The organism is Micromonospora sp. NPDC049799 (genome assembly GCF_040656655.1).
Classification (GTDB): Bacteria; Actinomycetota; Actinomycetes; order Mycobacteriales; family Micromonosporaceae; genus Micromonospora.
Window position 1 is genome coordinate 1 of the sequence record NZ_JBFAMU010000020.1, and the last position, 25,756, is coordinate 25,756.

The window sequence follows — 25,756 nt, forward strand, 5'->3', positions numbered from 1 at the left end:
TGCCGCCCATGCCGAACGAGCTGACCCCCGCCCGGCGCGGGCCGTCGCCCGGCCACGGCCGGGCGGTGTCGTTCAGGTAGAACGGGCTGCTCTCGAAGTCGATCGCCGGGTTGGGCCGGCTGACGTTGATGGTCGGCGGCAGCGTACGGCTGTACAGCGCCATGATCGTCTTGAGCAGGCCGGCCACGCCGGCTGCGGCGTCGGTGTGCCCGATGTTGGCCTTGGCGGAGCCGAGGGCGCAGAAGCCACGCTCGTCGGTGTCGCGCCGGAACGCCTCGGTCAGGGCGGCCACCTCGATGGGGTCGCCGAGGCTGGTTCCCGTGCCGTGCGCCTCCACGTAGCTCACCGAGCGGGGGTCCACGCCGGCCGACGCGAGGGCGCTGCTGATCACCGCGACCTGGCCGTCGACGCCCGGCGCGGTGTAGCCGGTGCGGCGGGCGCCGTCGTTGTTGATCGCGGAACCGCGGATCACGGCGTAGACGGTGTCGTTGTCCGCGACCGCGTCCTCGAGCCGCTTGAGCGCGACGATGCCGACCCCGCTGGAGGCGATGCTGCCGCGCGCGTCCGCGCTGAAGGGGCGGCAGTGGCCGTCGGGGGAGTACACGCCGCCGTCGTGGTAGAGGTAGCCGCGCCGCTGCGCCGGGAAGACGCTGACCCCGCCGGCCAGGACCAGGTCGGACTCGCCGGTCAGCAGGCTCTGCCGGCCGAGGTGCACGGCCACCAGCGAGGTCGAGCAGGCCGTGGCCACGGTGACGGCGGGGCCGGTCAGGTCGAGTTTGTAGGCGACCCGGCTGAGCAGGAAGTCCTTGTCGTTGCTGATCGACAACTGGTGCTCGCCGACGGTGTGCATCAGCTTCGGGTGGCTGCTCAGGTGATCGAGGAGATACGTGCTGCGGCCCGACCCGGCGAACAGGCCGATCCGGCCGGCGTGGCCGGACGGGTCGTAGCCGGCGTGCTCCAGCGCGTGCCAGGCGCACTCCAGCAACATCCGGTGCTGCGGGTCGAGGGTCTCCGCCTCGCGGGGCGTGATGCCGAAGAAGGCCGCATCGAACTCGTCGATCCCGGGCAGCCAGGTGCCGGCCCGGACGTACGCGGGATCGTCGAGCCGGGCCGGGTCCGCCCCGTCGGCCAGCATCTCCTCGACGGTGAACTCCCGTACCGACTCCACCTCGGTGCGGATGTTGTGCCAGTACTCGTCGATGGTCCGCGCGCCGGGGAAGCGGCAGGCCATGCCGACGACGGCGATCAGGCCGCCGGGCTGGCCGGTGTGGCCGGTCGCGCCGGTCCGTGGCCGGGCGACGCGGGCGGGGGCGGCCGGGGCGGTCGTGCCGGTGGTGGCGGTGGTCAGGAACGTCGCCAGGGACTCGACCGTAGGGTTCCGGAACAGGTCGGTGACCGTGACGACGTCACCGAGCCGTCCGCGCAGCCGTTCCAGGACGGCCAGCAGGCGCATCGAGTGGCCGCCGAGGTCGAAGAAGTTGTCCCGCGTCCCGACCCGCGCGACGCCGAGCACGTCGCGCCACACGTCCACGACCAGCCGCTCCAGCCCGATTCGGGCGGCGTCCCAGTGCGCCGGTCCGGGCTCGGCGGGGGCGGTCGTCGGCTGTTCGGACGTCGGCTGCTCCGGTCCGGCCGCGGTGCGCTGCCGTGGCACGTCCCGACCGGGAGCGGGCAGCGCGGCGGCGTCCACCTTGCCGTTGTGGGTCAGCGGCAGCGCGTCGAGGAAGACGAAGGCGGCGGGCACCAGATAGGACGGCAGCTCGGCGGCCAGCGCCGTCCGCAGGGTCGCCGCGTCGGTCTCCGTCCCGCCCGCCACGTACGCGACCAGTCGCGGGTCGTCGGGATCGTCCCGGCGCAACTGCACCGTCACGTCGCTGTCCGGCCGGCACCGTCGGACGGCTGTCTCGACCTCGCCGCACTCGACGCGGTAACCGCGGAGCTTGACCTGGTTGTCGGTGCGGCCCAGGTATTCGAGGTTCCCGTCGGGACGCAGGCGCACGAGGTCGCCGGTGCGGTACAGCCGCGCGCCGGGGACGGACGAGAACGGGTGCGGGACGAACCGCTCGGCCGTCAACGTCGGCTGGTGCAGGTAGCCGCGCGCCACGCCGGCTCCGCCGACGTACAACTCGCCGATCACGCCCACCGGGACCGGGTTCCGCCAGGTGTCCAGCACGTACAGCTCGGTGTTGGCGATCGGTCGGCCGATGGGGACGGACCCGTCGGCCGGCGTGGCCGGGTCGACCTCGTACGCGGCGCAGCCGACCACGGTCTCCGTCGGCCCGTACTCGTTGACGAGCGCGGTGTCGGGGGCGTGCGCCCGCCACGGTGCCACCTGGTCGGCGCGCAGGTTCTCGCCGCCGATGACGAAGCACCGGGTACGGTCGGCCATCTCGGCGGGGCTGAGCTGGTGGCTGACGAGGTCGAGCTGGGCCGGGGTGATCTTGACCAGGCCGAAGGCCGGCCGCTGGTGGCGCAGAGCCTCGCCGAGTGCCTCCGGGCCGAGGTGGTCACCGAGCATCAGCACGGCGGCCCCGCTGGTGAGCGGGACCAGCAGGCTCGTGACGGTCAGGTCGAACCCGACCGACGAGTGCAGCGGGACGGTGTCCCCGGGCCGCAGCCGGTAGGCCTGGGCTGCCCAGCGCACGTAGTTGCAGACGCCCCGATGGGTGACCATGACGCCCTTGGGGCGGCCGGTGGACCCGGAGGTGTGGATGACGTACGCGAGGTCGTCCGCCGAGGGCATCGGCCGTCGCCGCGGCCGTCGCCGCGGGCCGCCGGCATCCCGGCCGGGGTGGGCCCGCGGGACCGGCGCGTCCAGGTCCGGCACCAGCAGCGCCGCGCCGTCGGGCACCAGGTGCGCCAGCTCGGCGCAGGTGAGGACGACCGGGGTGCCCGTGTCGTCGATCAGATACCGCAGCCGGGCGGGCGGGTTCGCCGGATCCATGGGTACGTAGGCCGCGCCGGCTCGCAGCGCGGCGAGCACCGCCACCGCGAACGGAACAGAGCGCGGCAGCAGCACACCCACCAGGCTGCCGATGCCGACGCCCCGCCCGCGCAGCGTCTCCGCCAGCGCCTCGGCCCGCGTGTGCAGCTCGTGGTAGCTCAGCGCGGTGTCCCCGTCGGTCACCGCCACGCCGTCGGGTGTCCGGCGCGCCTGCCGCTCGACCAGCAGGTGAACCAGATCGTCGGGTTCGCCGGGGGTGGCGGTGCGGTTCGCCGCCACGACGAGCCGCCGGTACTCGTCGGGGGTGAGCATCGCGGCCGAGCCGACCGGTGCGCCCGGGTCGGCCACCAGCGAGCGCAGCAACGTCTGGAAGTGTCCGGCGAGGCGGGCCATCGCGTTGTCGTCGAACAGCTCGGTGCGGTATTCCAGCACGGTCCGCACACCGTCGGCGTTCTCCCGTACCGAGACGGTGAGGTCGAACTTGGCGGTGGTGCCGGGCACCTCGATCGGGGTGACCTCGAGGCCGTCGAGGCGGGGCGGCGTGACCTCGCGGCCGTACACGAACATCACCTGGAACAGCGGCGTGAAGCCGGGGCGGCGGGCCGGGAGCAGCGACTCCAGCAGCGTCCCGAAGGGAAGCTCACCGTTGCCCAGCGCGTCGAGGGCGGCGGTGCGCACCCGTCCGAGCAGCGCCTCGAACGACGGGTCGTCGTCCAGTCGGGCCCGGACGGCGACGGTGTTGAGCAACAGTCCGACGAGCTTCTGCGCCTCGACCCGCCGGCGGTTCGCCACGGGCGTGCCCACCACGATGTCGCGTTGCCCCGTCCAGCGCGCCAGCAGCACGTGCAGCGCGGCGAGCATGACCATGTACGGGGAGGCGCCGACGCGTCGGCACAGCGCCAGCAGCCCGTCGGTGGGCACGTCCAGCGGGAACGACAGGGTGGCCCCCGCGCCGGACGGCACGGCGGGCCGGGGACCTCGGGTGGGCAGCTCCAGGACGGCGGGCGCGTCGGCGAGCTGCGCGTGCCAGTAGTCGCGCTGCGCCGCTGCCTCGGCCCCGTGGAGCCAGTCGTGCTGCCACGCCGCGTGATCGCGGTGGTCGACGGCGATGGGGTCGAGGTCCCCGGGCCGTCCGGTGCGGTGTGCGGCGTAGAGCCGTTCCCACTCGTCGTGGAGGATGCCGAGCGACCACTCGTCGACGGCGACGTGGTGGATCGTCAGCAGGAGTACGTGCTCCTCCGGCCGGCAGCGCAGCAGGCTGGCGCGCAGCACCGGTCCGCGTTCCAGATCGAGCGGGATGCGCGTCTCCGCGTGGATCCGAACCTGCAGCTCCTGGTCGCGTTGCCACGCGGGCAGCCCGCTCAGGTCGTGCACCCGCAACAGCCCGGGCTGCGGCTCGTGGACCACCTGGACCAGGCGCGATGCCGCGTCGTCCACCTCCGACGGCCCCACGGCCGGGCCGGATGCCAGGGTGGTACGCAGCGCGGCGTGCCGGGCCACCAGCGCGTCCAGCGCCGCGGCCAACGCCGCCACGTCCAGCGGCCCGTGGAGCCGGTACGCCAGCGGCACCAGATAGCTGCCCGGATCGGGGTCGAGGCGGTTCAACGACCACATCTGGCGCTGCTCGTGAGTGGCCGCGACCGGGTCGCCGGCAGGGACGGCGCCAGCAGGGCCGAGCCGGAGCGGCGCGACGGGCGTCACCTGCCGGGACCTCAGGACGTCGGTCATCGCGTCCGCCTCCTCCTTCGTGCCAGCACCGACCGGGAGGCCGCCGCCGCCGATGCGGCGGCACAGTCCAGTAACGGCTCGTGACCTGGTATCGGAACCTGCCCTGACGGCCGGTCCACGTGGGTCGGCCGAGCCGGTGGAGCACGGCCATGGGTACGGTGCGGGCATGCTGTGCCACGACCGGCCGGTGGTCGCCCCGCGGCTCGGAAGCTACCCATGCCGGTGCCCGCGATGAGTCGTTCATGCGACAGGTGTCGATTATCTGATGCGGTCGCCTGTCACATCATGACACTCATGATCTTTGATGGGATCCGCAGATCGTGCCGGCCGTCGATGCGTTCGGTGAAGCCCGTTGCACGTTCGTCTATTGCCGTCGGCGGCGAGTGCAGTGCGTCGAACGCCATACGGGCGACCGCAGTTGCGGCGGGTGAGGTGGGAGCACCGGGATGCGTTCCGTGCGATGTCAACACAACTGCAGGTCAGCGGCGATTCTGATCCTGTAGTTGTGGTTGCCGCCGCCCCTCGTACACGAGCCAAACCCCAACGGCGCAGCATCGGCTGCGGTGATTATCTGAGTGCCGGTTGTAGTTCTTCCCGGACGAGGATCATGGATTCATGGTCGTGATCGCCCGAGGTTGCGACCGCGGGCGTCGGCAGCGCATCCACCTGGAGGTACGAGAGACTGGCCCGCAGGAAAGAGCGGTCGCCGTACCCGCGAGGTCAGCACCAGGTTCGTGGCGGTTCCGGAAGCGACGGCGTCCTGGTGGGTTCCGCTCCCCTTACTGTGCCCCCGGACCCTCAGCAGCCAGGTTGAGGGTCGCAACCTCCAGGAACAGGCCCGGCGTCCCCGCCGTGGCCACGACGCCCGAACGTGGCGGGGTCCCGCGCCGGCTGATCCCGGCCTGTCTGTCTCGGCGCTCGTGTCGGTGGGTCGGGTTTGGCCGTGGCGTAGGCCCTGGCGGCCGCGGCGTAGATGGCGTCGATGTCGGCGTCGGGGGGAAACCGGCCGGCGAGTTCGAGGTCGACGAGGCCTTTGATGGTGGCCCAGGCGGCACGGGCCATGTCCCGGTCACCGTCGTAGGCGGCGACGAGCGGTGCCCCGGCGCGGTCTTCCAGGCCGACGGGCAGTCGTGCCCGGTTGAGGGGTCGGTCATTGATCAGCTGGTGCATGTGGGGGTGACTCAGTGCCCATGTCCGGTAGGCACGGGCGAGCGCGGGGAACGTCGCGGGCACACCCTGCAAGGCGTCGGCCTGCTCGGCCAGGCCGGCGGCAGTCAGCGTGTCCTCGATCGTGGCCTTGTCCGGGACGTGCTTGTAGACCGACGGGCCGCGGATCCCGACTGCGGCGCCGAGTCGGCGGATGGTGATCGCCTCGGCGCCCTCGGTCTCCAGCAGGTGCCGCGCGGCGGCGATGAGTTCAGCACGCCGATCTGTCCGGATGGTGGCCGCGGCGTCCGCGGCGTCCGCGGCGTCCGCGGCGTCCGCGGCATCGGCGGTCATCGTGGGAATTGGGCGGTCTCGACGCGCTGCTTGAGCGCGTGGTTGAAGGCATCGAATCCGGCGTGGGTGTTCTTGAGTGTGCCCTTGAACAGGGCGACGAGGAGTCCCGAGAAGCGCTCGCCGTGGATCAGGTGAGTGGTCCCGTCAGCGTTGGCGGTGAGGACGAACGAGTGTTCACCGTCGAACAGTCCACCGACGCCGAGCTTGCCGAGCCAGCGCAGTTCCTGGCCCGGGTTCGCGGTCAGCACGGTGGGCTTGAAGGTCATGCCGCGTCCCCCGGGTGGGCTCAGGTGCACGACAAGCTTGGTACCGACCTGAGGGGTGCCCTCGATGCGGCGCATGAACGGGTTCCAATCCGGATAGGCGGCGAAGTCGGTAAGAACCTCCCACACGGCCTGCGGACTGGCGGCGATGTCAATCGTGGTGCTGATGGTTGTGCTCATGGTTCACTCCGTCTCACGCACGGCTAACGCTGTTAGCCACAATGGTAGCTAACAGCGTTAGCCCCACCAAGAGATTCTGGGAACGGGCCGGACGCCGGGTGAGTCACGCCGCGTCGCACGCCCAAAGCTTTGGGATCTCACATCAACTCCACCTTCCCAATCGGATCGTGCTGGCCCCGATGACGCCGGTGCGATCCGAGGTGTGCGGGTGCGGGTCCCGGGCCGCTCGCTGGGTAGCGATGCGCGCCAGTCCTCCGGATCACGGAGACCGTCGATGGCGTCCGGTCGCGCCCGGCGAGGACCGGTCCGGTCCGCCGCTCACAGCCAGTCGTGTTGGCGGGCGTAGCGGGCCGCTTCGTGTCGGGTCCGGGTCTGGGTCTTGCGCATGGCGTTGGAGAGGTAGTTGCGGACGGTGCCCGGCGCGAGGTGGAGTCGGGTGGCGATGTCGGCGACCGAGTAGCCCTCGCCGGTGACCCGTAGGACGTCGGCTTCGCGGTCGGTGAGAGGGGAGTCGTCGGTGACGGCGAGCGCGGACACGTCCGGGTCGATCCAGCGCTTACCGTCGTGCAGGGTGGCGATGACGGAGGTGATGTGGGCCGGTTCGGCGGACTTGCTGACGAAGCCCTGGACGCCGAGTCTCAGGGCCTTGCGCAGCACGCCGGGGCGGGCGTGCCGGGTCAGCATGAGGACCACCTGTTCGGGTCGCGTACGACGGATCTCCGCGACCGCGCCGAGGCCGTCCACACCGGGCATCTCCAGGTCGATGACCAGGACGTCGGGCCGGTGCCGCAGGGTGGCCTCGATGGCGGCCTCGCCGTCCTGCGCCTCGGCGAGGACTGTGATGTCGCCTTCCAGGGGCAGCAGTGCGGCGAGGGCCGTACGGAGCAGCACCTCGTCGTCGGCGAGCACGATGGTCGTCATCGGTCGTCCTCCTTCAGGGCCGGTGGGGCCGCGGCGCCACGGGCGGGCGGGAACGTCGCGGCTGTCCGGAAGCGCCCCTCGTGCTGCTCCACCATGAGCTCACCTCCGTCGCCTGCCACCCGCTGCCGCAGCGCGGACAGTCCCCTGAGCTGCGGCGGCGTGTCGGCACTCGCGCCGTCGTTGACGATGGTGATGCCTGAGTCGGAGAGCGTGATCTGCACCTGGGTGGCCTGGGCGTGGCGCAGGATGTTGGTGGTGGTCTCGCGCAGCACCTGGCCGAGCAGTTCGCTGACGCGGGCGTCGACCTCCGCCTCCCGGGTCACCCGGACCCGGATGCCGGCGGCCTCGAACAGGTTCTTCGCGTTCTCGATCTCCGCGGTGAGGTTGAGCCGCCGTTGGGCGTAGGCGAGTTCCTTGGTCTGCGCAATGGTGTCGCTGACCAGCGCGTACGTCTCCCGCAGCTCCTTCTCCGCCCGTGCGGTGTCGCGGAGCAGCAGCCGCTGGGCCAGCGCGATCTTCAGCTTCACCACGTGCAGCGTGTGGCCCTGGATGTCGTGCAGGTCGCTGGCGAACCGGACGCGCTCCCGGACCACGGCCAGCTCCGCCTCGCGTTCCCGGGTCTGCTCGAGTTCCCGGATGAGGTCGTAGAACCGCTCGCCCACCATGGTCAAGACCGTCACCACGACGGTGAGGGCAGTCGGGATGAGCACGTAGGTGACCAGGACGTGACCGATGTCGTCCCGCTGGACCAGCAGCCGCGCCGCGCCGACGGCGGCGACGTAGGTGAACAGTCCGGCCACCGCCCGAGCCCGATACCGCCGTACCTCGCGCAGGGCGAGCGAACCCACGGCGCAGACACCCCAGTAGGCGTTGGGGCTGCCGGTCACCAGCACCCCCAGCGGCCACACCACTCCCGCGACGAGCAAGCAGGGCAGCGCGAACCGGGCGAGGTCGTTGGCCGTCCACCGCTCGAAGGCCACCACGGCCGCCACGGCTCCCGGGGCCAGGACGACGAGGTGCCACCAGGTACGCGCGTCGGTGTAGAGCAGGACCACGGCGGCGATCACGACCGGCGGCAGGGACGTCGCCAGGTTGAGCCGGCGCAGCCTCCCCTGCGTCGACTCGGTGAAGCGCGGCGATCGTGCGGTCACGCTCTCAGTATCCGGCGGCCACCGGCCACGACCAGTGACACCGCGTCACTTGTAGCCGTGACGTGGTGGCACTGACCGACGGCCGCGATCGCTGCTGTCATGGGGACATGACCACCACACCCGTCATCGACGTCGACCGGCTGAACCTCACCTACGGCGACTTCCACGCCGTGAAGGACCTCTCCTTCGAGGTTCGACCCGGAGAGCTGTACGCCCTGCTGGGCACCAACGGCGCCGGGAAGACCTCGACCCTGGAGGTCATCGAGGGACACCGCAGGTCGACGTCCGGCACGGTGCGCGTCTTCGGGCACGACCCGGGCGACCGACGCCTGGTCCGTCCCCGGATGGGCGTCATGCTCCAGGAGAGCGGTTTCTCCCCGGACCTCACCGTCCGTGAGTCCGTCGGTCTGATCGGCCGGCTCAGTGGGCGTACCGACGACGTCGACCGGGTGCTCGACCTCGTCGACCTGACCGGCCGGGCCGGCCGGAGGGTGGCCCAGCTGTCCGGCGGGGAGAAGCGAAGGCTGGACTTCGCCACCGCCGCCTACGGCACCCCGGAGCTGCTCTTCCTCGACGAGCCGACCACCGGCCTGGACATCCAGTCCCGCGACGCCGTCTGGGCGACCGTCGACCGGCTGCGTGAGAACGGCGCGACCATCGTGCTCACCACCCACTACCTGGAGGAGGCACAGCAGCGCGCCGACCGCATCGGACTGATGCACCAGGGCACCCTTCACCGCGAGGGCACCGTGGCCGAACTGACCCGCACCCTGCCGGCCGTCATCCGCTTCTCCCTTCCGGCCGGGGCACCGGCGCTACCGCTGCAGGCCGCGGTCAACGCCGAGGGAAAGGTCGTGGTCGAGACCTTCGGACTGCAGAAGGACCTGCACGTCCTGCTCCGGTGGGCCCAGGACCACGCCGTCGAGCTGCAGGGCTTGGAGGCCGGACCAACCCGCCTCGACGACGTCTTCCGCGCCATCAGCAGCTGACCCGCCATCTCGACAGGAGTGTCGCCGTGTTGTCCATCGCCGCAAGCGAGCTGATCCAGATCTTCCGCAACCGGCTGGTGCTGATCACCAGCCTCATCATCCCGGTAGTCGTCAGCGCGTTCTTCGTCCGCCAGCACGAGACCTACGCCGCCCTCGGCAGCCTCGGCTACATCGCCGCGATCGTGATGTTCACGATCGCCGCGTTCGGGCTCTACGCCACCGCCGTCACCACCCTGGCCTCCCGACGGCAGAATCTCTTCCTCAAGCGGCTGCGCTCCACCGCCGCAAGCGACACCGGCATCCTCGCCGGCCTGCTGCTGCCGGTCGTCGTCCTCGCCCTGATCCAGGTGACCGCGATCCTGATCGCCCTGGCCGTGGTCGCTGGCGGGCCGGCCAACATCGTCCTGCTCGTGGTGGCGACCATCGCCACCCTGGCCATGATGATCGGTCTGGCGCTGGCCACCGCCGGGTTGACCAATTCCCCCGAGCACGCCCAGGTCACCACCCTGCCCGTCACTCTCGGCGTGATCGCCGTGTCGAGCTGGATCGGCATCACCGGCGCCACCGACCTCACCTGGCTCAAGCGACTCCTACCCGGCGGCGCCGCCACCGAAATGACCATGAACGCCTGGAACGGCGGCGTTGCCGTGACCGAATCCCTGTACCTGCTCGCACCCACCCTGGCCTGGGTCGCCATCGCCGTCACCCTCGCCAGCCGACTCTTCCGCTGGGAGCCCCGCCGATGACCACCGAACCCCGCAAGCATGCAGACCCACCGACGCTGGTGGAAGATCTCCTGCTGCTTCTGTTCCAACCCGGGTCGGGGACCATCGCGGGGGAGAACACCCTCTTGTACGTCCTCGGTGGGGCCGTCCTCGCGGACCTCGCCCTCGGCGAACACCTGGCCACTGTGGACCGGGACAGGGTCAGGAGCGTGGAGGGTCACCCACCGTCGGATGGCCTCCTGCGCCCGGCGTGGGACTACCTCTCCGGAAAGCCGAGGGGCGTGCAGACCGCACTCGCGGCGATCGGCCCCCCGCTGCGCAGGCCGGTGTTGGAGAGGCTCATCGCACGGGGCGACGTCGACCAAAAGCCGCACAGGGTGCTCGGCCTGTTCCGTACGACGGCCCTGCGCGAGGGTGGGACCGGACGCCGGGCGCGTCTGCTCGCTGCCGTCCGGCACACCCGACCCACGCCGCACCGTGTCGACATCCACTAGACGCGGTCCCGTACAAGAAAGGAGACGCGCGTGACCTCCCCGCCTTCCGCGCCGGATGCCGACGCCGAGCCCACCCGTCCTTTGCGACGGCGGTGGCTCCGGAACGTCTCCGGCATCCTCGCCACCGTGGTGGCCGCCGCCAGCCTCGGCGTCGCCGCCCTTCAGCTCGGCCTGCCCTGGCAGATGGGCGACGGCGACCGCAACCACGTCTACGAGGGCGACGCCGGTTCACAGCGCTACCAGGTCCACCTTCCGCCCCAGCACAAGGGGACGGCCCGGCTACCGGTCGTCATGGCGATCCACGGCTGCGGCATGACCGGCTACGGATGGAACTCCATGAGATCCACGACGCAGTTCAACCGCCTGGCCGACCGGAAGGGCTTCATCGTCGTCTACCCCACGCAACTGATCTCCCGCAACCTGATCGCCTGCTGGAACTCCGCCGACCCACGGCATCAGCACCGGCACACCGGCGAACCCGCGCTGCTCGCCGGCGTCGCCCGCCAGGTGGTCGAGAAGTACGACGCGGACCCCGCGCGGGTGCACGTGGCCGGCGCCTCGTCGGGCGCGGGAACCGCGGTCATCCTCGCCGCGACCTACCCCGACATCTTCGCCACGGTGACCTCGGTCGCCGGCGGCGAGTACGGGCTCAACCAGGTGGACCCGGACGATCCCGACTCGACGTCGCCGCTGGACACGGCACGTCAAGCCTGGGCCCAGATGGGCGACCGGGCGCGCCCGGTGCCGCTGCTGGTCATTCAGGGCGAGCGGGACGAGGTCGTGCCGCCGTTGGTCGCCACCCGCCTCGTCGAACAGTGGACCGCGGTGGGCGACCTCGTCGACGACGGGCTGCCCAACGACAGCCTCGACCTGACCGAGGAGACCGTGTCCGTGCCCGCCGTGGCGGGGCGGCACGCGTACACGCACACGACGATCTCGGCGCAAGACGGCTCGTCGATCGTCGAGGCGTACCGCGTCCAGGACATGGGGCACGTGTGGCCCGGCCCGGACGGCGACGGCCGCTACACCGATCACGCGGGCCCCGACGTCAGCACGACTGTGTGGGAGTTCGCCGAGCGCCACCCGATGCCGTGAGAACCCCGTCGGCCCGGCCGCGCCTATCGGGACCGGTCGTCTCCTCAGCCAGGTCGACCGGCCGCACCTTGAGCTTGCCTCACCGGTCACGAACGATTCGCGACGACGCGGCCTGCCTGCGCGCCGGGCTGGCCTCCCGACGTGTCGTCCACCAACGGGTCGACCCAGGAGGCCGGTGATATCAGGTGATGCATCAACTAGATCGGACCAGTGTGGCTTGAGATCCACGCTGAAGACACATGGAGGACACATGGCAGTAAGAGTGAGTGATGCTCCCGAGGCCAAGCGGTACGAGGCCCGAATCGATGGAGAGTCCAAGGTCGCGGGCGTCGCGCAGTACATCCGTACCACCGAACTCGTCGCGTTCGTGCACACCGAGGTTTCGCCTGAGTACGAGGGCAGGGGAGTCGGGGCAGCACTGGCCCGCACCGCCCTCGACAAGGCGCGCGCCGCGAACCTGTTGGTCCTGGCCACCTGCCCATTTATGGCGGGGTGGATCGCCAGGCACCCCGAGTATCAGGACCTGGTGTACCAGTCCCGCAGCAGAGTCAGCGACTGAACAGCCGGACATGGCAGCGACGGAGGCCAGCATGAGCAGCGGAACCGAGAAGAAAGCGTATGAGGGTCGGTCGATCACCGTGACCTTCGAGGCCAGGCGCTGTCTGCACGCCGCCGAGTGCGTGCGCGGCCTGCCGGAAGTCTTCGACACGGGCCAGCGCCCGTGGATTCGGCCCGACGGTGCCGAGGCCGAGCGCTTGGCCGAAGTGGTGCGGCGCTGCCCGTCGGGGGCGCTGCAGTACGAACTCGTGGACGGCGGGGCCGAGACCCCGGACCGGCCCACGCAGATCATGCGCAACTCCATCGGACAGTTAGTCGTGCACGGCGAGTTGAGGGTGGACACGCCGGAAGGCCCGCGCGCCGAGACCAGGGCCGTCCTGTGTGCTTGCGGGCAGAGCCGTCTTCAGCCGTACTGCGACCACGCGGGGCCCTGCGGTCAGACACCGTAGGGCACGGGCACAGCCGCGGTGAGGAGGACGGCGTTCGCCGTGGCCGCCAGCAGACGACCTCTTCCCGGACCGAACCGCCAACGGCCGCTATGTGGTCGACGGGGTGATGAGCTCGTCGGCGACCCAACCTGCGACGCCAGCGGGGTAGGGCGCCGGCAGCACGAGCACGATGTGCCCGAAGCCGGCGCCGATCGCCCTGCCGATGGCGTCCTGGGCGAGCCCGGGCTGGTCGTAGGAGACGGGCAGATTGATCGAGCGGGTGATCGACGCGGGGTCGCGGCCGATTTCGGCGCAGTAGCGTTCCAGCAGGGCACCGCGGCTGACGGCGTCGTCGACGTCCCCGCTGGCGATGTTCCAGATGTCCGCGTGCTCGGCGACCACCCGCAACGTGGCGGCGGAGCGGCCACCGATCACGATCGGCGGGTGCGGGCGCTGCACGGGCTTGGGGCTGGCGAACGCTCCGGTGAGGTCGACGTGCGTGCCGTGGAAGTCGAACGGCTCGTTGTCGGTCCAGAGCCGCCGGATGACCGTGAGCGCCTCGGCGAGGCTGCCCACGGCGTCGGCGGTGTCGGCGAAGGGCAGGCCGTGCGCGGCGTACTCCCGCAGGGCCAGGGGGTGACCAGGCCGTGACCCGACGCCGATGCCGAAGTCGAGGCGCCCGCCGGAGACGATGTCGACGACCGTGGCGATCTTGGCGAGCATCGCGGGAGGCCGGAAGCGGTTGCTGGTCACCATCACGCCCAGGCGCAGCCGCTCGGTCTGCGCGGCGAGGGCGGAGAGCAGGGTCCAGCCTTCGTACGCCGGTCCGCCCGGGTCGCCACCGATGGGCATGAGGTGGTCGAACAGCCACGCGTGCTCGATCTCGGCGATGGCGTCCGCTTCCTGCCAGACCCGCAGGACGTCGTGGTAGTCGACGTGCATCGGGGCGGTCATGAGCCCGAAGCTGAGCGAGGGCTTGCTTGGCATGGGTCCGTTCGTCCTTTCGACGCGAGCCTGGGAAGGCCTGGCTGTGCGGCGGGTCAGGCGGCAGGCGGACGCGCAGGCGCACGTCCGTCTGCCGCCCGGTCACCGACGTGCCGGGTGATCAGCGGCGGCGCAGCGCCGGCTCGAGCAGAGCGGGCGGGGTGTCGTTCTTCTCATGGGCGGCGAGGTCGACGCCGGGAGCCACGATCGCGTCGATCGCGTCCAGCACGTCGGCCGAGAGCACCGCGTCCGCGGCGGCGAGTTGCGAGCGGAGGTGGTCCATCGTGCGGGGGCCGATGATCGCGCTGGTCACGCCCGGGTGCGCGGTGACGAAGCCGAGCGCGAGTTGGATCATGCTGAGGCCAGCCTCGTCGGCAACTGTGGCGAGCCGCTCGACGGCGTCGAGCTTGGCGCGGTTGGTGGGGATGCTGATGTCGTAGCGCTGCTGCATGAAGCCCGCGCGGTTCGTGCTGATTTCCTGGCCGGCACGGATCGCGCCGGACAGCCAGCCCGACGCCAGCGGGCTCCAGGCGAGCACGCCCATGCCGTACTCCTGCGTCGCGGGCAGCACGTGGGTCTCGATGCCGCGCTGCAGGATCGAGTAGTTCGGCTGCTCGGTCACGTAACGGCTCAGACGTCCCTCGCGGGCGGCCCACTGCGCCTGCACGATGCGGTAGGCCGGGAAGGTCGAGGAGCCGAAGTAGCGGATCTTGCCCGCGCGCTGCAGGTCCGTCAGCGCCGACAGCGTCTCGTCGTCGCTGGTCGTCGGATCCCACCGGTGCATCTGGTAGAGGTCGACGTGGTCGACGCCGAGGCGGCGCAGGCTGTTCTCCAGCGCGGTGACCAGCCAGCGGCGCGAACCGCCCCGCTGGTTGCGCTCGTCCCCCATCGGCAGGGTCGCCTTGGTGGCCAGGACGACGTCGTCCCGGCGGCCGGCGATGGCCTTGCCGACCATCTCCTCGGACTGACCGCCGCTGTAGGCGTCGGCGGTGTCGATGAGGTTGATCCCCGCCTCGAGCGCTGCGTCGACGATGGCCGTGGCTTCCTCCTGGGTGGTGTTGCCGATCTTGCCGAAGTTCATCGCGCCGAGTACGAGGGTGCTGACCTGCACACCAGTGCGACCCAACGTGCGGTACTGCATGACTGTTCTCCCTACAGACGTCCGGCGGTACACGGTTTGGTGGTAGCCCGTCCGGTCAGTATGCTGAGCAAGCGGAACGATGTTCCGATAACCAACATACGGAACGGCGTTCCGGATGCCAAGCGGAGTGACGGAGGTAACGCGACGTGGCCGACATCGACAGCGGCTCGGAGCAACCGGTCCCGCGCAAGCGGGCCGACGCCCGGCGCAACGAGAGGGCCCTGCTCGACGCCGCCGCCGCGGCGTTCGTCACCTCCGGCGTCGACGTGCCCGTGCGGGACATCGCCGTCAGGGCGGGCGTCGGCGTGGGCACGATCTACCGCCACTTCCCCACCCGGGCCGACCTCATCGTCGCCGTCTACCGGCACCAGATCGAGGCGTGCGCCGAGGCGGGACCGGCCCTGCTGGCCGACAGCGACACACCGCACGCCGCCCTGGCGCAGTGGATCGACCTGTTCGTCGACTTCCTGGTCACCAAGCACGGTCTCGCCGCAGCGCTGCAGTCCGACGACGCCGCCTTCCAGACCCTGCACGCCTACTTCCTCGACCGGCTCGTCCCGGTCTGCGACCAGCTCCTCGACGCCGCCGTCGCCGCCGACGAGATCCGCCCCGACATGGACGCCTACGGGCTGCTGCGCGGCGTCGGCAATCTCTGCATCGGCGCGGGCAGCGATCCCCGTTACGACCCACGCCGCCTGGTCGACCTCCTCGTCGCCGGGCTTCGCGTCCGCTAGGTGACGCTGCCGGTAGACGACCGGATCGAACGCGGCCGGCCGCCTTCGGATCCCTTGGCCTAACGGTGGGCGTCCTGGTCGGCTTTGCTCGGGATGCACGCCTCGGTTTTGCGGGCGCGCAGGTGAGCGGTTGCCTCTGATGGTGTACGCCTTGTCGGCCAGCACCTGGTCCGGGCGAGTCCGCGGCCGGCCACCGCCAACCCGCCTGACGCGGATCTTGCGCAGGACCCGGATGAACTGCGGGCGGTCACCGCGCTGCCCGCCAGTGACTACCACGGCGAGCGGTTTGCGGTCCTGCTCGCACGCCAGGTGCGTCTGGGTGGTCAGCCCGCCCCTCGACCGGCCCAACCCATGATCACCGGGCTCGGTCCCCACCGGGCATCGCGGTGGGGTGACCGGCGACGGAGGGTGCCCCGCAAAGGCGCGGCATGCAGGTGGACGGCCGGCGGGTTCGAGGCGACCACCGAACCCGTCGACGGCGCGCGTGGAAGTTTCAGCTCCGGAGCCCTTCACAAAGTTAGATGTATCGATGAGGATGTTGACGTGGACGACCAAGGACCAGCTGAGGACGGCGACGTCCGGGGGCGGGCGGCCATCCCCGCCACCGTCCTGCGGCTGGACCGTCCGGAACTAGACGGGACGCGTCTCGTCGTCCGGGCAGTCGACGTCGACCTGCGGGAACAGCGCCGCGTGCACCACCATGCGCCGTTGGGCTACCTGTACGACCGCTCTGACCACGACGAGCTGGAATCCGATCTCACTCTCGACGCCGGGCACTACGACGAGGACAACCTGGTCTGGTCGTTCTCCGCCGACGTGCCCGGAATCATTGGGCTCACCGAGCCGCTGTCGTCGGCCGGCACCTCGCCGGCCGGAAACGAAGGAGACCAGGAATGACGACCACGCTCACCCGCAACCCCCTGCGGACGTCCCTGTCCATGACCAGCGGACACGACTTCAGCCAGCCGCTGCCGGCCGACCACGAGAAGCAGCCCTTCGGTTACCTGTTCGCCAACTGGGACCCGGGCATGCCGGAGGAGGCCGAGGCGGAGCTGGGCCACTACGACCCCGACCAGCAGGTGTGGGTCACCCCTGACGGCGGCATCACCGCCGGCATCTACACCAAGACCCGCACATCCGGGGCGAACTGCGGTGACTGCGTGACCGACGACGTCTGCGCCTAGGGACGCCACGTGACCATGTCGCCATCGGATCCCGGGATCCTGATCCTTACCCAGGACTTCGACCCCACGGTCGATCCCGTCGTACGGAGTCTCACCGCGAGAGGCGCCAACGTCGTACGCGTCGACCTGAGCTGTTTCCCGCAGACGCTGACGTTCACCACCTCGGATTTCGATGGCGAACGACGGCGGCTGCTGCACCGCGGGCGGGAGATCGACCTCGGTCGGCTCTCCGGGGTGTGGTACCGCCGTCCCACCGCGTTCCGCTTCGATGCCAAGATGAGCGAGGCCGAGCAGCAGTTCGCCCGCAACGAGGCGCTGCACGGCATCGGCGGCATCCTGCGCGCCACCGACTGTCTCTGGGTCAACCGGCCCGACGTCGACGCCGTCGCCGAACTGAAGCCCTACCAGCTCCAGCTCGCCAAGCAGTTCGGCATGCGGGTGCCGCGCACCCTGCTCACCAACGACCCCGCCGAGGTGAAGGCCCTCGTGGAGTCCGCCGACCGGCCGATCGTCTACAAGGCACTCACCGGCGGGGTGATCCACTACCCGGGCGCGTTCCCCAGCGGGCTCTACACCACCGTGGTCGGCGACGAGATCCTGACGCACGCCGACCGGGTCCGGCACACCGTCTGCATGTTCCAGGAGTACGTGGACAAGGCGTACGAGGTACGGCTGACCGTCATCGGCGACACCTGGTTCCCGGTGGTCATCGACTCGCAGGCCATGTCCACCACCTCCGTCGACTGGCGCGGCGAGAACCACCTGCCGTACGGGCCGTACAAGCCGCTGCCCGACGATGTGGTGGCGAAGGTCCAACGGATGCTCGACCGCCTCGACATCGTCTACGCCGCGATCGACTTCATCGTCACCCCCGACGGGGAGCATGTGTTCCTGGAGGTCAACCCGGGCGGCCAGTTCATGTGGATGCAGCACGACCTGGGGTTGCCGCTGGGCGACACCGTCGCGGATCTGCTCCTCGCCGGCGGCCCCTACCGGCAGGGCGAGGTCACCCAGGTCGGCTACTGACATGACGGGCGCGGTGCTGATCGTCGGTCAACTCGTCCTCGCGGTCACCCTCGCCTGGTCGGCGGCGGGCAAGCTGCGTCGGGCGGCCCACGCGGCCTTCCGCGCGTCGCTGCCCCGTACCCTCGGCGTGCCGGCCGGGTTCGCCCGGCCGCTCGCCGTCGGGGTGGTCACTGCCGAGGTGGTCACCGCTGTCACGCTCGTTGCGGCGCTGGCCGTCCCGGCGCTCGCCCCGGCCGGGTACGTCCTTGCCGCCGCCCTGCTGGGGGCCTTCACGGCAGCGGTCGCGGTGATGATCCGACGAGGGGTACGCGAGCCCTGCCGCTGCTTCGGTGCCACCGACGACCCGCCCGGTCCCGCCCACCTGGCCCGCAACGTGGGGCTGACGGCGGTGGCCGTCGGCGGTACGGTCCTCACACTCGGCGGAGCGCGGCCGGTGTCCCTGACGGGCGCCGGCGGGCCGCCCGGCTGGTCGGGAGGCGAGATGCCCTACCTTCCCCTGGTGCTGGCGCTGCTCACCGTGGTCTGCCTGGCCAACACGGTGGCGCTCGCTGTGGTGCTGCGGCGGCTGCGGCAGCAGTCCGCGTTGTTGAAAGTCAGTATCGAGGGGGTCGCCAACCCGGAGCCGATCATGCTCGCGGCCGGCGCGACGGTCGGCGACTTCACGGCCACCACCGTTGACGGCGCACCGGTCACCCGGGCCGACCTGCGGGGCGAGACGTTGGTGGCCTTCGTCTCCCCGAGCTGCCCGGCGTGCGCCGAGAGCCTGCCCGGCTTCGTCGCCCGGGCCGGGGCCCGACCCGAGGGCCGGGAGGGGGTCCTCGCCGTGGTGCTCGGCTCGGGCGAGGCCGCTGGCCGGCTCAGCGACCAGCTCACCCCGGTGGCCCGGGTGGTCGTCGAACCTGAACGCGGGCCGGTCTCCCGGGCCTTCGGCGTCGATGGCTACCCCGCCTTCGGGCTGCTCGCCGGGGACACGATGGTCGCCAGTCACTTCGTCCTCGACCGGGTTCCGGAGACCGCCGCGTCGTGACCGCCTCGGCGTGGGGCTCCCTGCTCGCCGCGACCCGGATCGCCCGGGACGCCGCGGCCGGCTGGCTCGTCGTGCGGGTCCTGCTCACCGTGGCCACCGGCGCGGTACCGGTCGCGGCGGCCTGGCTGATGAAGATCGTTCTCGACCGGCTGGCCGGCGGCGGGCAGCCGTTGACCGGCCCGGTGCTGCTGCTGGCCGCCGCCGGGGTGGCCACGGTGCTGCTGCCCGAGCTGGGCCGGTACGCCGACGCCGAGCTGCAACGCCGCGTCGGGCTGACCGCGCGCCGGCACCTCTACACGGCCGTGGGTCGGATGGCCGGGCTGCGCCGCTTCGAGGACCCGGCCTTCCACGACCGGCTCAGCCTCGCCGCGGAGACCGGCCCGACCGGCCCGCCCGAGGTGGTCAGCGGCTCGCTGGGCGCCGCTCAGGGGCTGATCACGATGCTCGCGTTCCTCACCACGCTGGCCACGATCAACCCGTGGATGCTGCTGGTCGTGGCGGTCGCCGCAGTGCCCACCCTGCGCGCCGAGCTGCGGCTGTCCCGGCAACGCGCCGGGCTGCTCTGGGAACAGGGGCACGCGGCTCGGCGGGAGTTCTTCTACGCCCAGCTCATGACCAGCGTCACCGCCGCCAAGGAGGTGCGCCTCTACGGCCTGGGCGGGCTGTTCGGCACCCGGATGCTCACCGAGCTGCGCTCCATCCACGCCGGCCAGCGGCGGATGGACCGGCGGGAGCTGCTCGTCGCCACCCTCCAGGGCCTGCTCGGCGCGGTCGTCGCCGGCCTGGGGCTGGTCTGGGCCGTGGGGGCCGCGCGCTCCGGGGCGCTGACCGTCGGCGACGTCACGGTGTTCGTCGCCGCCGTCGCGGGCGTGCAGGGCGGCATGAGCACGGTCTTCGTCAACGCCGGGCGGCTGCACGAGGCGATGCTGGTGTTCGGGCACTACCGGTTCGTCGTCGAGGCGCCGCCGGACCTGCCGCCCCGCCCGGGTCAGCTGCCGGCGGTGCCGCCGTTGCGGCGGGGCATCGAGTTCGACGACGTCTGGTTCCGTTACGACGACGAGCTGCCCTGGGTGCTGCGCGGGGTGAACCTGACCATCCCCGCCGGCACGTCCGTCGCGCTGGTCGGGCTGAACGGCGCCGGCAAGAGCTCCCTGGTCAAGCTCCTGTGCAGGTTCTACGACCCCACCCGGGGCTGCATCCGTTGGGACGGCGTGGACCTGCGGGACCTGCCGCCGGCCGAGCTGCGCCGGCGGATCGGGGTGGTGTTCCAGGACTTCATGTCGTACGACCTCAGCGCCGCCGACAACATCGGCGTCGGCGACGTGTCCGCGCTCGACGACCTCGACCGGATCCGGGCCGCGGCCCGCCTGGCCGGCATCGACGAGGTGCTGGCCAGCCTGCCGCGCGGCTACGACACCCTGCTCACCCGGGTGTACATGAACGCCGCCGACCGCGACGACCCGACCTCCGGGGTGGTGCTCTCCGGTGGCCAGTGGCAGCGGGTGGCGCTGGCCCGGGCCCTGATGCGGGACGGCTGCGACCTGCTCGTGCTGGACGAGCCGAGCGCGGGCCTCGACGCCGAGGCCGAGCACGAGATCGGCCGGCGGCTGGCCGAGCACCGTACCGGCAGGACCAGCCTGTTGATCTCGCACCGGATGAACACCGTGCGGGACGCCGACCTGATCGCGGTGCTCGCCGACGGGGTGGTCACCGAACGCGGCACCCACGGGGACCTGCTCGCCGCAGGTGGCGCGTACGCCCGGCTGTTCGGCCTCCAGGCCGCCGGCTACCAGGACCCACAGCCGGCCTGACGGCCCGCCCCAGCAGGGTCGACGCCCGGCGTGGCCGCCGGCCGTCGGTGGCTGGCGGGCCGCCGTCAGGAGCCGGAGTAGAGCAGCGTGGCCGTCTCCCGCAGGCGTAGGTGTCAGGGCTCGGCCGCGAGCGCGTCCTGGCGCGGCTTCAGCCTGACGTCGACCCGAGAGAGGGTCGCGCCGGCGTGTTTGCCGCGGCTGTCTCAGCCATTCGAGATCCAGATGGTCGCAGGGATTGCTATGCAACTCGTTGCATAGCAGGATCGTCGGTGTGGCACTGGAACACGCGATTCTCGTCTCGCTGCTGGAGCAGCCCGGGTCCGGCTACGAGCTGGCCCGGCGGTTCGAGCGCTCCATCGGCCGGTTCTGGACCGCCACCCACCAGCAGATCTATCGCGTCCTCAGGCGGATGGAGACCGACGGCTGGGTCACCGCCGAGGAGATCGGCCAGGATGGTCGCCCCGACAAGAGGCGCTACTCCGCAGCCGCGGCCGGCCGGGCGGTGCTCACGAGCTGGCTGCGGGAGCCCGTCCGGCCGGAGACGGTCCGGCACGAGCTGGCCGTGAAGATCCGCGGCGCGGCGTTCGACGACGCTGCCGGCCGAGCTGCGCTGATCGCCGAGGTCGAGCGGTACCGCGCCGACCATGAGGCCACCCTCAACAGCTATCTGGCCGGCGAGCGGCGTGACTTTCCCGACGCCGGCGAGCTCGACGCAGGCCGGCGGTTGCAGCACGTCGTGCTGCGGGGCGGTGTCGCGTACGAGCGGATGGTCCTCGACTGGCTCGGCGACGTCCTCGAAACCCTCCACGGCCTCGGCCGCTGACCCCCAGGAAGGCAATGCCACCATGGCGAACCCGTTGCTGCTGAACCCGCGCACCTACGACCCCGCACACCTCGACGACGAGACGCGCAGGCTGCTACGCGCCACCGTCGACTTCTTCGAGAACCGCGGCAAGAAGGCGCTGGTCGACAGCTACAACGACCGGGCCTGGTACGGCGACTTCCTGGACTTCGTCGCGAAGGAGGGCCTGTTCGCGACATTCCTGACGCCGGCAGCTGATGGTGGCGGGGCCGCGGGGAGACGCTGGGACACCGCGCGCAACGCCGCGCTCAGCGAGATCCTCGGCTTCTACGGTCTCGGCTACTGGTACACCTGGCAGGTCACCGTCCTGGGTCTCGGGCCGGTGTGGCAGAGCGCGAACCCGACCGCCCGCGCCCGCGCAGCCCAGTTGCTCGCCGACGGCCATGTCATGGCGTTCGGCCTGTCCGAGCGCAGCCACGGCGCCGACATCTACTCCACGGACATGATCCTCACTCCGGACGGCGCGGACGGATTCCGGGCCAACGGCGGCAAGTACTACATCGGCAACGGCAACGTCGCCGGCCTTGTCTCCGTCTTCGGCCGCCGCGCCGACGTCGAGGGGCCTGACGGCTACGTCTTCTTCGCCGCGGACAGCCGCCACCCCGCCTACCGCCTGGTCAAGAACATCGTGAATGGGCAGATGTACGTCAGCGAGTTCCGGCTCGAGGACTACCCGGTACGCGGCGAGGACGTGCTGCACACGGGCAAGGCCGCGTTCGACGCAGCGCTCAATACCGTCAACGTCGGCAAGTTCAACCTCTGCACCGCTTCCATCGGCATCTGCGAGCACGCGATGTACGAGGCAGTCACCCACGCGCACCGGCGGGTGCTCTACGGTAAGCAGGTCACCGACTTCCCGCACGTGCGGCGCGAGCTCACCGACGCGTACGCCCGGCTGGTCGCGATGAAGTTGTTCAGCGACCGCGCCACCGACTACTTCCGGTCAGCGGGCCCTGACGACCGGCGGTACCTGCTGTTCAACCCGATGACCAAGATGAAGGTCACCACCGAGGGCGAGCGGGTGATCGACCTGCTGTGGGATGTGATCGCCGCGAAGGGTTTCGAGGCGGACACCTATTTCGACAAGGCCGCCAAGGACATCCGTGGCCTGCCGAAGCTTGAGGGCACCGTGCACGTCAACCTTGCCCTGATCCTGAAGTTCATGCCGAACTACCTGTTCCAACCGGCCGACTTCGCGCCGGTGCCGACCCGTCAGGACCCCACCGACGACCAGTTCCTCTTTCAGCAGGGGCCGGCCCGCGGCCTCGGGGCGATCCGGTTCCACGACTGGCGCAGCGCATACGACGCGTACGCCGACATCCCGAACGTCGCGGTGCTCCGGGAACAGGCCGACGGACTCTGCGACCTGTTGCGTGCCCACGCCCCGGACGACGATCAGCAACGCGACCTGGACTTCCTGCTCACCCTCGGCCAGCTCTTCGCGCTGGTCGTCTACGGTCAGCTGATCCTGGAACAGGCCGAGCTGACCGCCCTGGACCGCCACCTGCTCGATGAGATCTTCGCGGTACTCGTCGGGGACTTCTCCGCCTTCGCGACAGACCTGTACGGCAAGGCGGCCACCACCGAGGCGCAGGCCGCCTGGGCGGTGGCGCATCTGCGCCGCCCGATTCCCGACGCGTCCCGCACCGCCGCCGTCTGGGCGCAGGTCGAGGCGCTCTCCGGGGCGTACGAGATGCAGCCGTAGGGCGCTGCCGACCTGATCGAGCGCTACGGCGGGCCGGGGAACATCCCGGCCCGCCCGCTGTGCCCGCGAGTATCGGCCATGGGTCTGGCGCTGCCTGGTCCGATGCCGCGAGTGTGGGTCAGCTCCCTCGGCACGAGCGGTAGCAATTGGGCCAGCAATCGGCCGCGGTTCACGCCGATGTGCTGGTGGTCAGGCATGACTGGCGCTGGGGCTATTCGGCGGGTCTGGAGCGGGGGTCGGCGAACCAGTCGCGGGTGAACTGGCGGACCGCGTCGATGTCCACCGTGTCGCAGGCGATGGTGCGGTAGGCGTGGACGGCCTTGACCGCCTCTGTCCGGCCGGTGGCGGAGCCGCCGACGACCCGGCCGGCGGTGGGGTCGGTGACGAAGGTCCGCACCGGGGCGAGCTGCTCGGTGGGCAGGTCGGGCCGGTAGGTGACGATGACGTACCCGTCGCCGATGATGTGCCCGAAGGACGTCGCGGGCACGGTCTCGCCGGGTTCGAAGAAGTCCTTGACCGGGTGGGCGTTGCCGGCGGGGAACGTCTCGGTGCGGTTGCGGACCTCGGAGCTGCCCGCCGGCTCGGCAGCCGCCCGGACCGGCCGCAGCGCGTCCCGACCGGAGGTGGCCGCCAGGACGGTGACGGCGACGGCACCGGCAGCGATCAGCGCGCCGTGCGACAGCCGAACGTCGCGCAGGCGGGGCAGGTGGTGACGCAGCACGTCGCCGATCATGAACCAGGCCACGGCCGCGATGAGCTGCCCGATCTCCACGCCCAGGTTGAAGGCCAGCACCCGAGGAACCAGCCCGCCGGCGGGCAGGCCGATGTCCTGCAGCCGGGTGGCCAGGCCGAGGCCGTGGACGAGGCCGAAGGCGAGCACGACGGCGGCGAGCCAGGCCCAGTTGTTCGGTCTGCCGCGCAGGCCGACCACGCCGACGAACACCAGGCTCAGCGCGACCACGATGTCGACCAGGACCGGGTTGACGTGCCTAGTCGGCGACGGTGGCGGTGCAGAGGGCGGCGCTGTGCCCGAGCGCGAAGAGGGAGATCAGCTGGCAGCCCGCCGGATCTCGCCGGCCAGGAGCAGAATCCCGCCGACGAACAGCAGGTGATCCCAGCCGGCGAGCATGTGTGAGCCCAGGCCGCGCCCGCTCTGCCCCTCCTCCGTAGCCGACCGCAAGCAGGAAGCCTGCTGGGTCGCCCTGGTAGTCGCTCCCCAGTCCCGGTTGGTTCCGTTGTGACGGGCGAAGCGACGTCTATTGAGACTGGAAACGGTTTTCGTTTGCATGGTCTAATGGGCAGCGCCCGCGCCCGGAAGGACTGCCGCATGACCGTGCCCTCCGCGCCATCTCTGCCTGAGCTGGCCGCCGTTGTCGACTGCATCGCCGACGTGCTCGGCGTCGACCCGTCCGATGTGGATCCGGATCAGCTGCTCACCGAGGCGGGACTGGAGTCGTTCTCGGCGGTGCGGCTGCGCCGCCGGATCCGCGACGACCTGGGGGTGGAGCTGCCACTGACAGCCTTCCTGGACAAGGCCACCGCGCAAACGTTGGCGGCGGACATCGCCGGCGAAGGCACGGGCCCGGCACTCGTCCCCGGCCGGGACGTGGCGCCGGCTCACCCAGGGCCGGATGGCGCCGGCTTCCCGCTCACCCCGATCCAGACCGCCTACCTCGTCGGACGTGATCCGTCGTTCCCGCTCGGTGGGGTGGCCACCTACTTCTACTTCGAGTACGACCGCCGACCGGACGGGGACCCGGAGCGGGACGTGCGGCGGTTGGAGGAGGCGTGGAACCGGGTGGTGAGCCGGCACCCGATGCTGCGGACGGTGGTGGGGGAGGACATCCGACAGCACACGCTCACCGATGTGCCGCCCTACCGGTTGGCCCGCACCGACCTGCGCGGCGACAGCCAGCCCGAGGTGACGCTCGCCCGGCTCCGTGAGGAGTGCTCACACCAGCTACGGCCGGTCGGGCGCTGGCCGCTGTTCGACCTGCGCGCGACGCTGCTGCCGGACGGGCGTACCCGGGTGCACGTCGGCCTGGACATCATCATGCTCGACCTGACGAGCTGGATGCTGCTGATGCGGGAGTGGGGCCGGTACGTCGCCGACCCCGACGCGGAGCTTCCGTACCCGACGCTCACCTTCGCCGACCTGCTGGCCCGCCGCGAGCGGGATCCGGCCGAGCTGGCCCGCCGCGATCGGGACCGGGAGTACTGGGCGCGACGGCTGCCGGCCCTTCCCTCCGGCCCTTCGCTGCCGTGGACGTGCCCGCCGGCGCAGCTCGGCGTGCCGCGCTTCGTCC

General features: G+C 71.1%; 24 protein-coding genes and 2 pseudogenes. 15 read left to right on the forward strand and 11 right to left on the reverse strand.

What is annotated here, in order from left to right:
- The 6 genes from AB0I76_RS03565 to AB0I76_RS03590 form a co-directional block, all read right to left on the reverse strand.
- On the reverse strand, nt 1-4,672 hold a 4,672-nt coding region (locus AB0I76_RS03565), incomplete at its 3' end, for an amino acid adenylation domain-containing protein (protein WP_357029422.1).
- A 278-nt stretch (nt 4,673-4,950) separates the two neighbouring features.
- Nucleotides 4,951-5,076 carry a hypothetical protein gene (locus AB0I76_RS03570; protein ID WP_357029425.1) on the reverse strand — a complete coding sequence of 42 codons (126 nt, stop codon included), beginning with the start codon at nt 5,074-5,076 and terminating at the stop codon, nt 4,951-4,953.
- Between the two features lie 394 nt (nt 5,077-5,470).
- Nucleotides 5,471-6,172: a TetR/AcrR family transcriptional regulator gene (locus tag AB0I76_RS03575; protein WP_357029428.1), complete on the reverse strand. Its 702-nt coding sequence runs from the start codon at nt 6,170-6,172 to the stop codon at nt 5,471-5,473.
- On the reverse strand, nt 6,169-6,615 hold the full coding sequence (locus tag AB0I76_RS03580; protein ID WP_357029431.1) for an SRPBCC domain-containing protein: 447 nt from the start codon (nt 6,613-6,615) through the stop codon (nt 6,169-6,171). The genes AB0I76_RS03575 and AB0I76_RS03580 overlap by 4 nt, the downstream gene beginning before the upstream one ends.
- 318 nt (nt 6,616-6,933) lie before the next feature.
- The gene (locus AB0I76_RS03585; protein ID WP_357029435.1) at nt 6,934-7,536 is read right to left on the reverse strand and encodes a response regulator transcription factor; all 603 of its coding nucleotides are present in this window, start codon (nt 7,534-7,536) and stop codon (nt 6,934-6,936) included.
- On the reverse strand, nt 7,533-8,687 hold the full coding sequence (locus AB0I76_RS03590) for a histidine kinase (RefSeq protein ID WP_357029438.1): 1,155 nt from the start codon (nt 8,685-8,687) through the stop codon (nt 7,533-7,535). The genes AB0I76_RS03585 and AB0I76_RS03590 overlap by 4 nt, the downstream gene beginning before the upstream one ends.
- 107 nt (nt 8,688-8,794) lie before the next feature.
- Here AB0I76_RS03590 and AB0I76_RS03595 point away from each other — a divergent pair, with 107 nt between their 5' ends.
- From AB0I76_RS03595 to AB0I76_RS03620, 6 genes are all read left to right on the forward strand, one after another.
- Entirely contained in the window at nt 8,795-9,676 is an 882-nt protein-coding gene (locus tag AB0I76_RS03595) for an ABC transporter ATP-binding protein (RefSeq protein WP_357029441.1), read from the forward strand.
- A gap of 26 nt (nt 9,677-9,702) precedes the next feature.
- On the forward strand, nt 9,703-10,422 hold the full coding sequence (locus AB0I76_RS03600; protein WP_357029445.1) for an ABC transporter permease: 720 nt from the start codon (nt 9,703-9,705) through the stop codon (nt 10,420-10,422).
- Entirely contained in the window at nt 10,419-10,895 is a 477-nt protein-coding gene (locus tag AB0I76_RS03605; protein WP_357029447.1) for a GPP34 family phosphoprotein, read from the forward strand. The genes AB0I76_RS03600 and AB0I76_RS03605 overlap by 4 nt, the downstream gene beginning before the upstream one ends.
- Before the next feature lie 30 nt (nt 10,896-10,925).
- A complete protein-coding gene (locus AB0I76_RS03610) occupies nt 10,926-11,990 on the forward strand; it encodes a PHB depolymerase family esterase (protein ID WP_357029450.1) in 1,065 nt (354 codons plus the stop codon).
- Nucleotides 11,991-12,240: 250 nt separating this feature from the next.
- Nucleotides 12,241-12,549 carry a GNAT family N-acetyltransferase gene (locus AB0I76_RS03615; RefSeq protein ID WP_357029453.1) on the forward strand — a complete coding sequence of 103 codons (309 nt, stop codon included), beginning with the start codon at nt 12,241-12,243 and terminating at the stop codon, nt 12,547-12,549.
- Between the two features lie 31 nt (nt 12,550-12,580).
- Nucleotides 12,581-12,997: a (4Fe-4S)-binding protein gene (locus AB0I76_RS03620; RefSeq protein ID WP_357029457.1), complete on the forward strand. Its 417-nt coding sequence runs from the start codon at nt 12,581-12,583 to the stop codon at nt 12,995-12,997.
- An 87-nt stretch (nt 12,998-13,084) separates the two neighbouring features.
- Here the strand turns inward: AB0I76_RS03620 and AB0I76_RS03625 are convergent, their stop codons facing one another.
- Complete coding sequence (locus AB0I76_RS03625) at nt 13,085-13,963, reverse strand: LLM class flavin-dependent oxidoreductase (RefSeq protein WP_357029460.1); 879 nt, start codon at nt 13,961-13,963, stop codon at nt 13,085-13,087.
- 118 nt (nt 13,964-14,081) lie between these two features.
- Entirely contained in the window at nt 14,082-15,101 is a 1,020-nt protein-coding gene (locus AB0I76_RS03630) for an aldo/keto reductase (RefSeq protein ID WP_357029463.1), read from the reverse strand.
- 155 nt (nt 15,102-15,256) lie between these two features.
- Here AB0I76_RS03630 and AB0I76_RS03635 point away from each other — a divergent pair, with 155 nt between their 5' ends.
- Nucleotides 15,257-15,835, forward strand: a complete 579-nt coding sequence (locus AB0I76_RS03635; RefSeq protein WP_357029488.1) for a TetR/AcrR family transcriptional regulator — start codon at nt 15,257-15,259, stop codon at nt 15,833-15,835.
- Here the strand turns inward: AB0I76_RS03635 and AB0I76_RS03640 are convergent.
- Nucleotides 15,836-16,272 (reverse strand): annotated as a pseudogene (locus AB0I76_RS03640) (transposase); the annotation flags it as partial. It abuts the gene before it with no gap.
- A 106-nt stretch (nt 16,273-16,378) separates the two neighbouring features.
- Here AB0I76_RS03640 and AB0I76_RS03645 point away from each other — a divergent pair.
- The 7 genes from AB0I76_RS03645 to AB0I76_RS03675 all read left to right on the forward strand — a co-directional run bounded on the left by AB0I76_RS03645 (nt 16,379) and on the right by AB0I76_RS03675 (nt 23,450).
- The gene (locus AB0I76_RS03645) at nt 16,379-16,732 is read left to right on the forward strand and encodes a hypothetical protein (protein ID WP_357029466.1); all 354 of its coding nucleotides are present in this window, start codon (nt 16,379-16,381) and stop codon (nt 16,730-16,732) included.
- On the forward strand, nt 16,729-17,019 hold the full coding sequence (locus tag AB0I76_RS03650; protein ID WP_357029468.1) for a hypothetical protein: 291 nt from the start codon (nt 16,729-16,731) through the stop codon (nt 17,017-17,019). Before AB0I76_RS03645 ends, AB0I76_RS03650 begins: the two co-directional genes overlap by 4 nt.
- 15 nt (nt 17,020-17,034) lie before the next feature.
- Entirely contained in the window at nt 17,035-18,045 is a 1,011-nt protein-coding gene (locus tag AB0I76_RS03655) for an MvdC/MvdD family ATP grasp protein (protein WP_357029491.1), read from the forward strand.
- 1 nt (nt 18,046) lies between these two features.
- On the forward strand, nt 18,047-19,072 hold the full coding sequence (locus tag AB0I76_RS03660; RefSeq protein WP_357029471.1) for a MauE/DoxX family redox-associated membrane protein: 1,026 nt from the start codon (nt 18,047-18,049) through the stop codon (nt 19,070-19,072).
- On the forward strand, nt 19,069-20,883 hold the full coding sequence (locus AB0I76_RS03665; protein ID WP_357029473.1) for an ABC transporter ATP-binding protein: 1,815 nt from the start codon (nt 19,069-19,071) through the stop codon (nt 20,881-20,883). The genes AB0I76_RS03660 and AB0I76_RS03665 overlap by 4 nt, the downstream gene beginning before the upstream one ends.
- 271 nt (nt 20,884-21,154) lie before the next feature.
- Nucleotides 21,155-21,706 (forward strand): PadR family transcriptional regulator, encoded by a 552-nt coding sequence (locus AB0I76_RS03670; RefSeq protein WP_357029476.1) that lies wholly within the window; start codon nt 21,155-21,157, stop codon nt 21,704-21,706.
- Nucleotides 21,707-21,728: 22 nt separating this feature from the next.
- On the forward strand, nt 21,729-23,450 hold the full coding sequence (locus AB0I76_RS03675; protein ID WP_357029479.1) for an acyl-CoA dehydrogenase family protein: 1,722 nt from the start codon (nt 21,729-21,731) through the stop codon (nt 23,448-23,450).
- 211 nt (nt 23,451-23,661) lie between these two features.
- On the opposite strand, the pseudogene AB0I76_RS03680 reads toward AB0I76_RS03675, so the two are convergent.
- A pseudogene (locus tag AB0I76_RS03680) lies at nt 23,662-24,426 on the reverse strand (HupE/UreJ family protein); the annotation flags it as partial.
- A 72-nt stretch (nt 24,427-24,498) separates the two neighbouring features.
- The gene (locus AB0I76_RS03685; protein WP_357029482.1) at nt 24,499-24,630 is read right to left on the reverse strand and encodes a hypothetical protein; all 132 of its coding nucleotides are present in this window, start codon (nt 24,628-24,630) and stop codon (nt 24,499-24,501) included.
- Nucleotides 24,631-24,777: 147 nt separating this feature from the next.
- Here AB0I76_RS03685 and AB0I76_RS03690 point away from each other — a divergent pair.
- Nucleotides 24,778-25,756: phosphopantetheine-binding protein (locus AB0I76_RS03690; RefSeq protein ID WP_357029485.1), on the forward strand; the 979-nt coding region annotated here is incomplete at its 3' end.

What these genes read in the sequence shown, in the direction of transcription:
- AB0I76_RS03570 (WP_357029425.1), bottom strand. Translation starts at nt 5,076, where the DNA reads ATGGCGTTCGACGCACTGCACTCGCCGCCGACGGCAATAGACGAACGT.
- AB0I76_RS03575 (WP_357029428.1), bottom strand. Translation starts at nt 6,172, where the DNA reads ATGACCGCCGATGCCGCGGACGCCGCGGACGCCGCGGACGCCGCGGAC.
- AB0I76_RS03580 (WP_357029431.1), bottom strand. Translation starts at nt 6,615, where the DNA reads ATGAGCACAACCATCAGCACCACGATTGACATCGCCGCCAGTCCGCAG.
- AB0I76_RS03585 (WP_357029435.1), bottom strand. Translation starts at nt 7,536, where the DNA reads ATGACGACCATCGTGCTCGCCGACGACGAGGTGCTGCTCCGTACGGCC.
- AB0I76_RS03595 (WP_357029441.1), top strand. Translation starts at nt 8,795, where the DNA reads ATGACCACCACACCCGTCATCGACGTCGACCGGCTGAACCTCACCTAC.
- AB0I76_RS03605 (WP_357029447.1), top strand. Translation starts at nt 10,419, where the DNA reads ATGACCACCGAACCCCGCAAGCATGCAGACCCACCGACGCTGGTGGAA.
- AB0I76_RS03615 (WP_357029453.1), top strand. Translation starts at nt 12,241, where the DNA reads ATGGCAGTAAGAGTGAGTGATGCTCCCGAGGCCAAGCGGTACGAGGCC.
- AB0I76_RS03620 (WP_357029457.1), top strand. Translation starts at nt 12,581, where the DNA reads ATGAGCAGCGGAACCGAGAAGAAAGCGTATGAGGGTCGGTCGATCACC.
- AB0I76_RS03625 (WP_357029460.1), bottom strand. Translation starts at nt 13,963, where the DNA reads ATGCCAAGCAAGCCCTCGCTCAGCTTCGGGCTCATGACCGCCCCGATG.
- AB0I76_RS03630 (WP_357029463.1), bottom strand. Translation starts at nt 15,101, where the DNA reads ATGCAGTACCGCACGTTGGGTCGCACTGGTGTGCAGGTCAGCACCCTC.
- AB0I76_RS03650 (WP_357029468.1), top strand. Translation starts at nt 16,729, where the DNA reads ATGACGACCACGCTCACCCGCAACCCCCTGCGGACGTCCCTGTCCATG.
- AB0I76_RS03655 (WP_357029491.1), top strand. Translation starts at nt 17,035, where the DNA reads ATGTCGCCATCGGATCCCGGGATCCTGATCCTTACCCAGGACTTCGAC.
- AB0I76_RS03660 (WP_357029471.1), top strand. Translation starts at nt 18,047, where the DNA reads ATGACGGGCGCGGTGCTGATCGTCGGTCAACTCGTCCTCGCGGTCACC.
- AB0I76_RS03675 (WP_357029479.1), top strand. Translation starts at nt 21,729, where the DNA reads ATGGCGAACCCGTTGCTGCTGAACCCGCGCACCTACGACCCCGCACAC.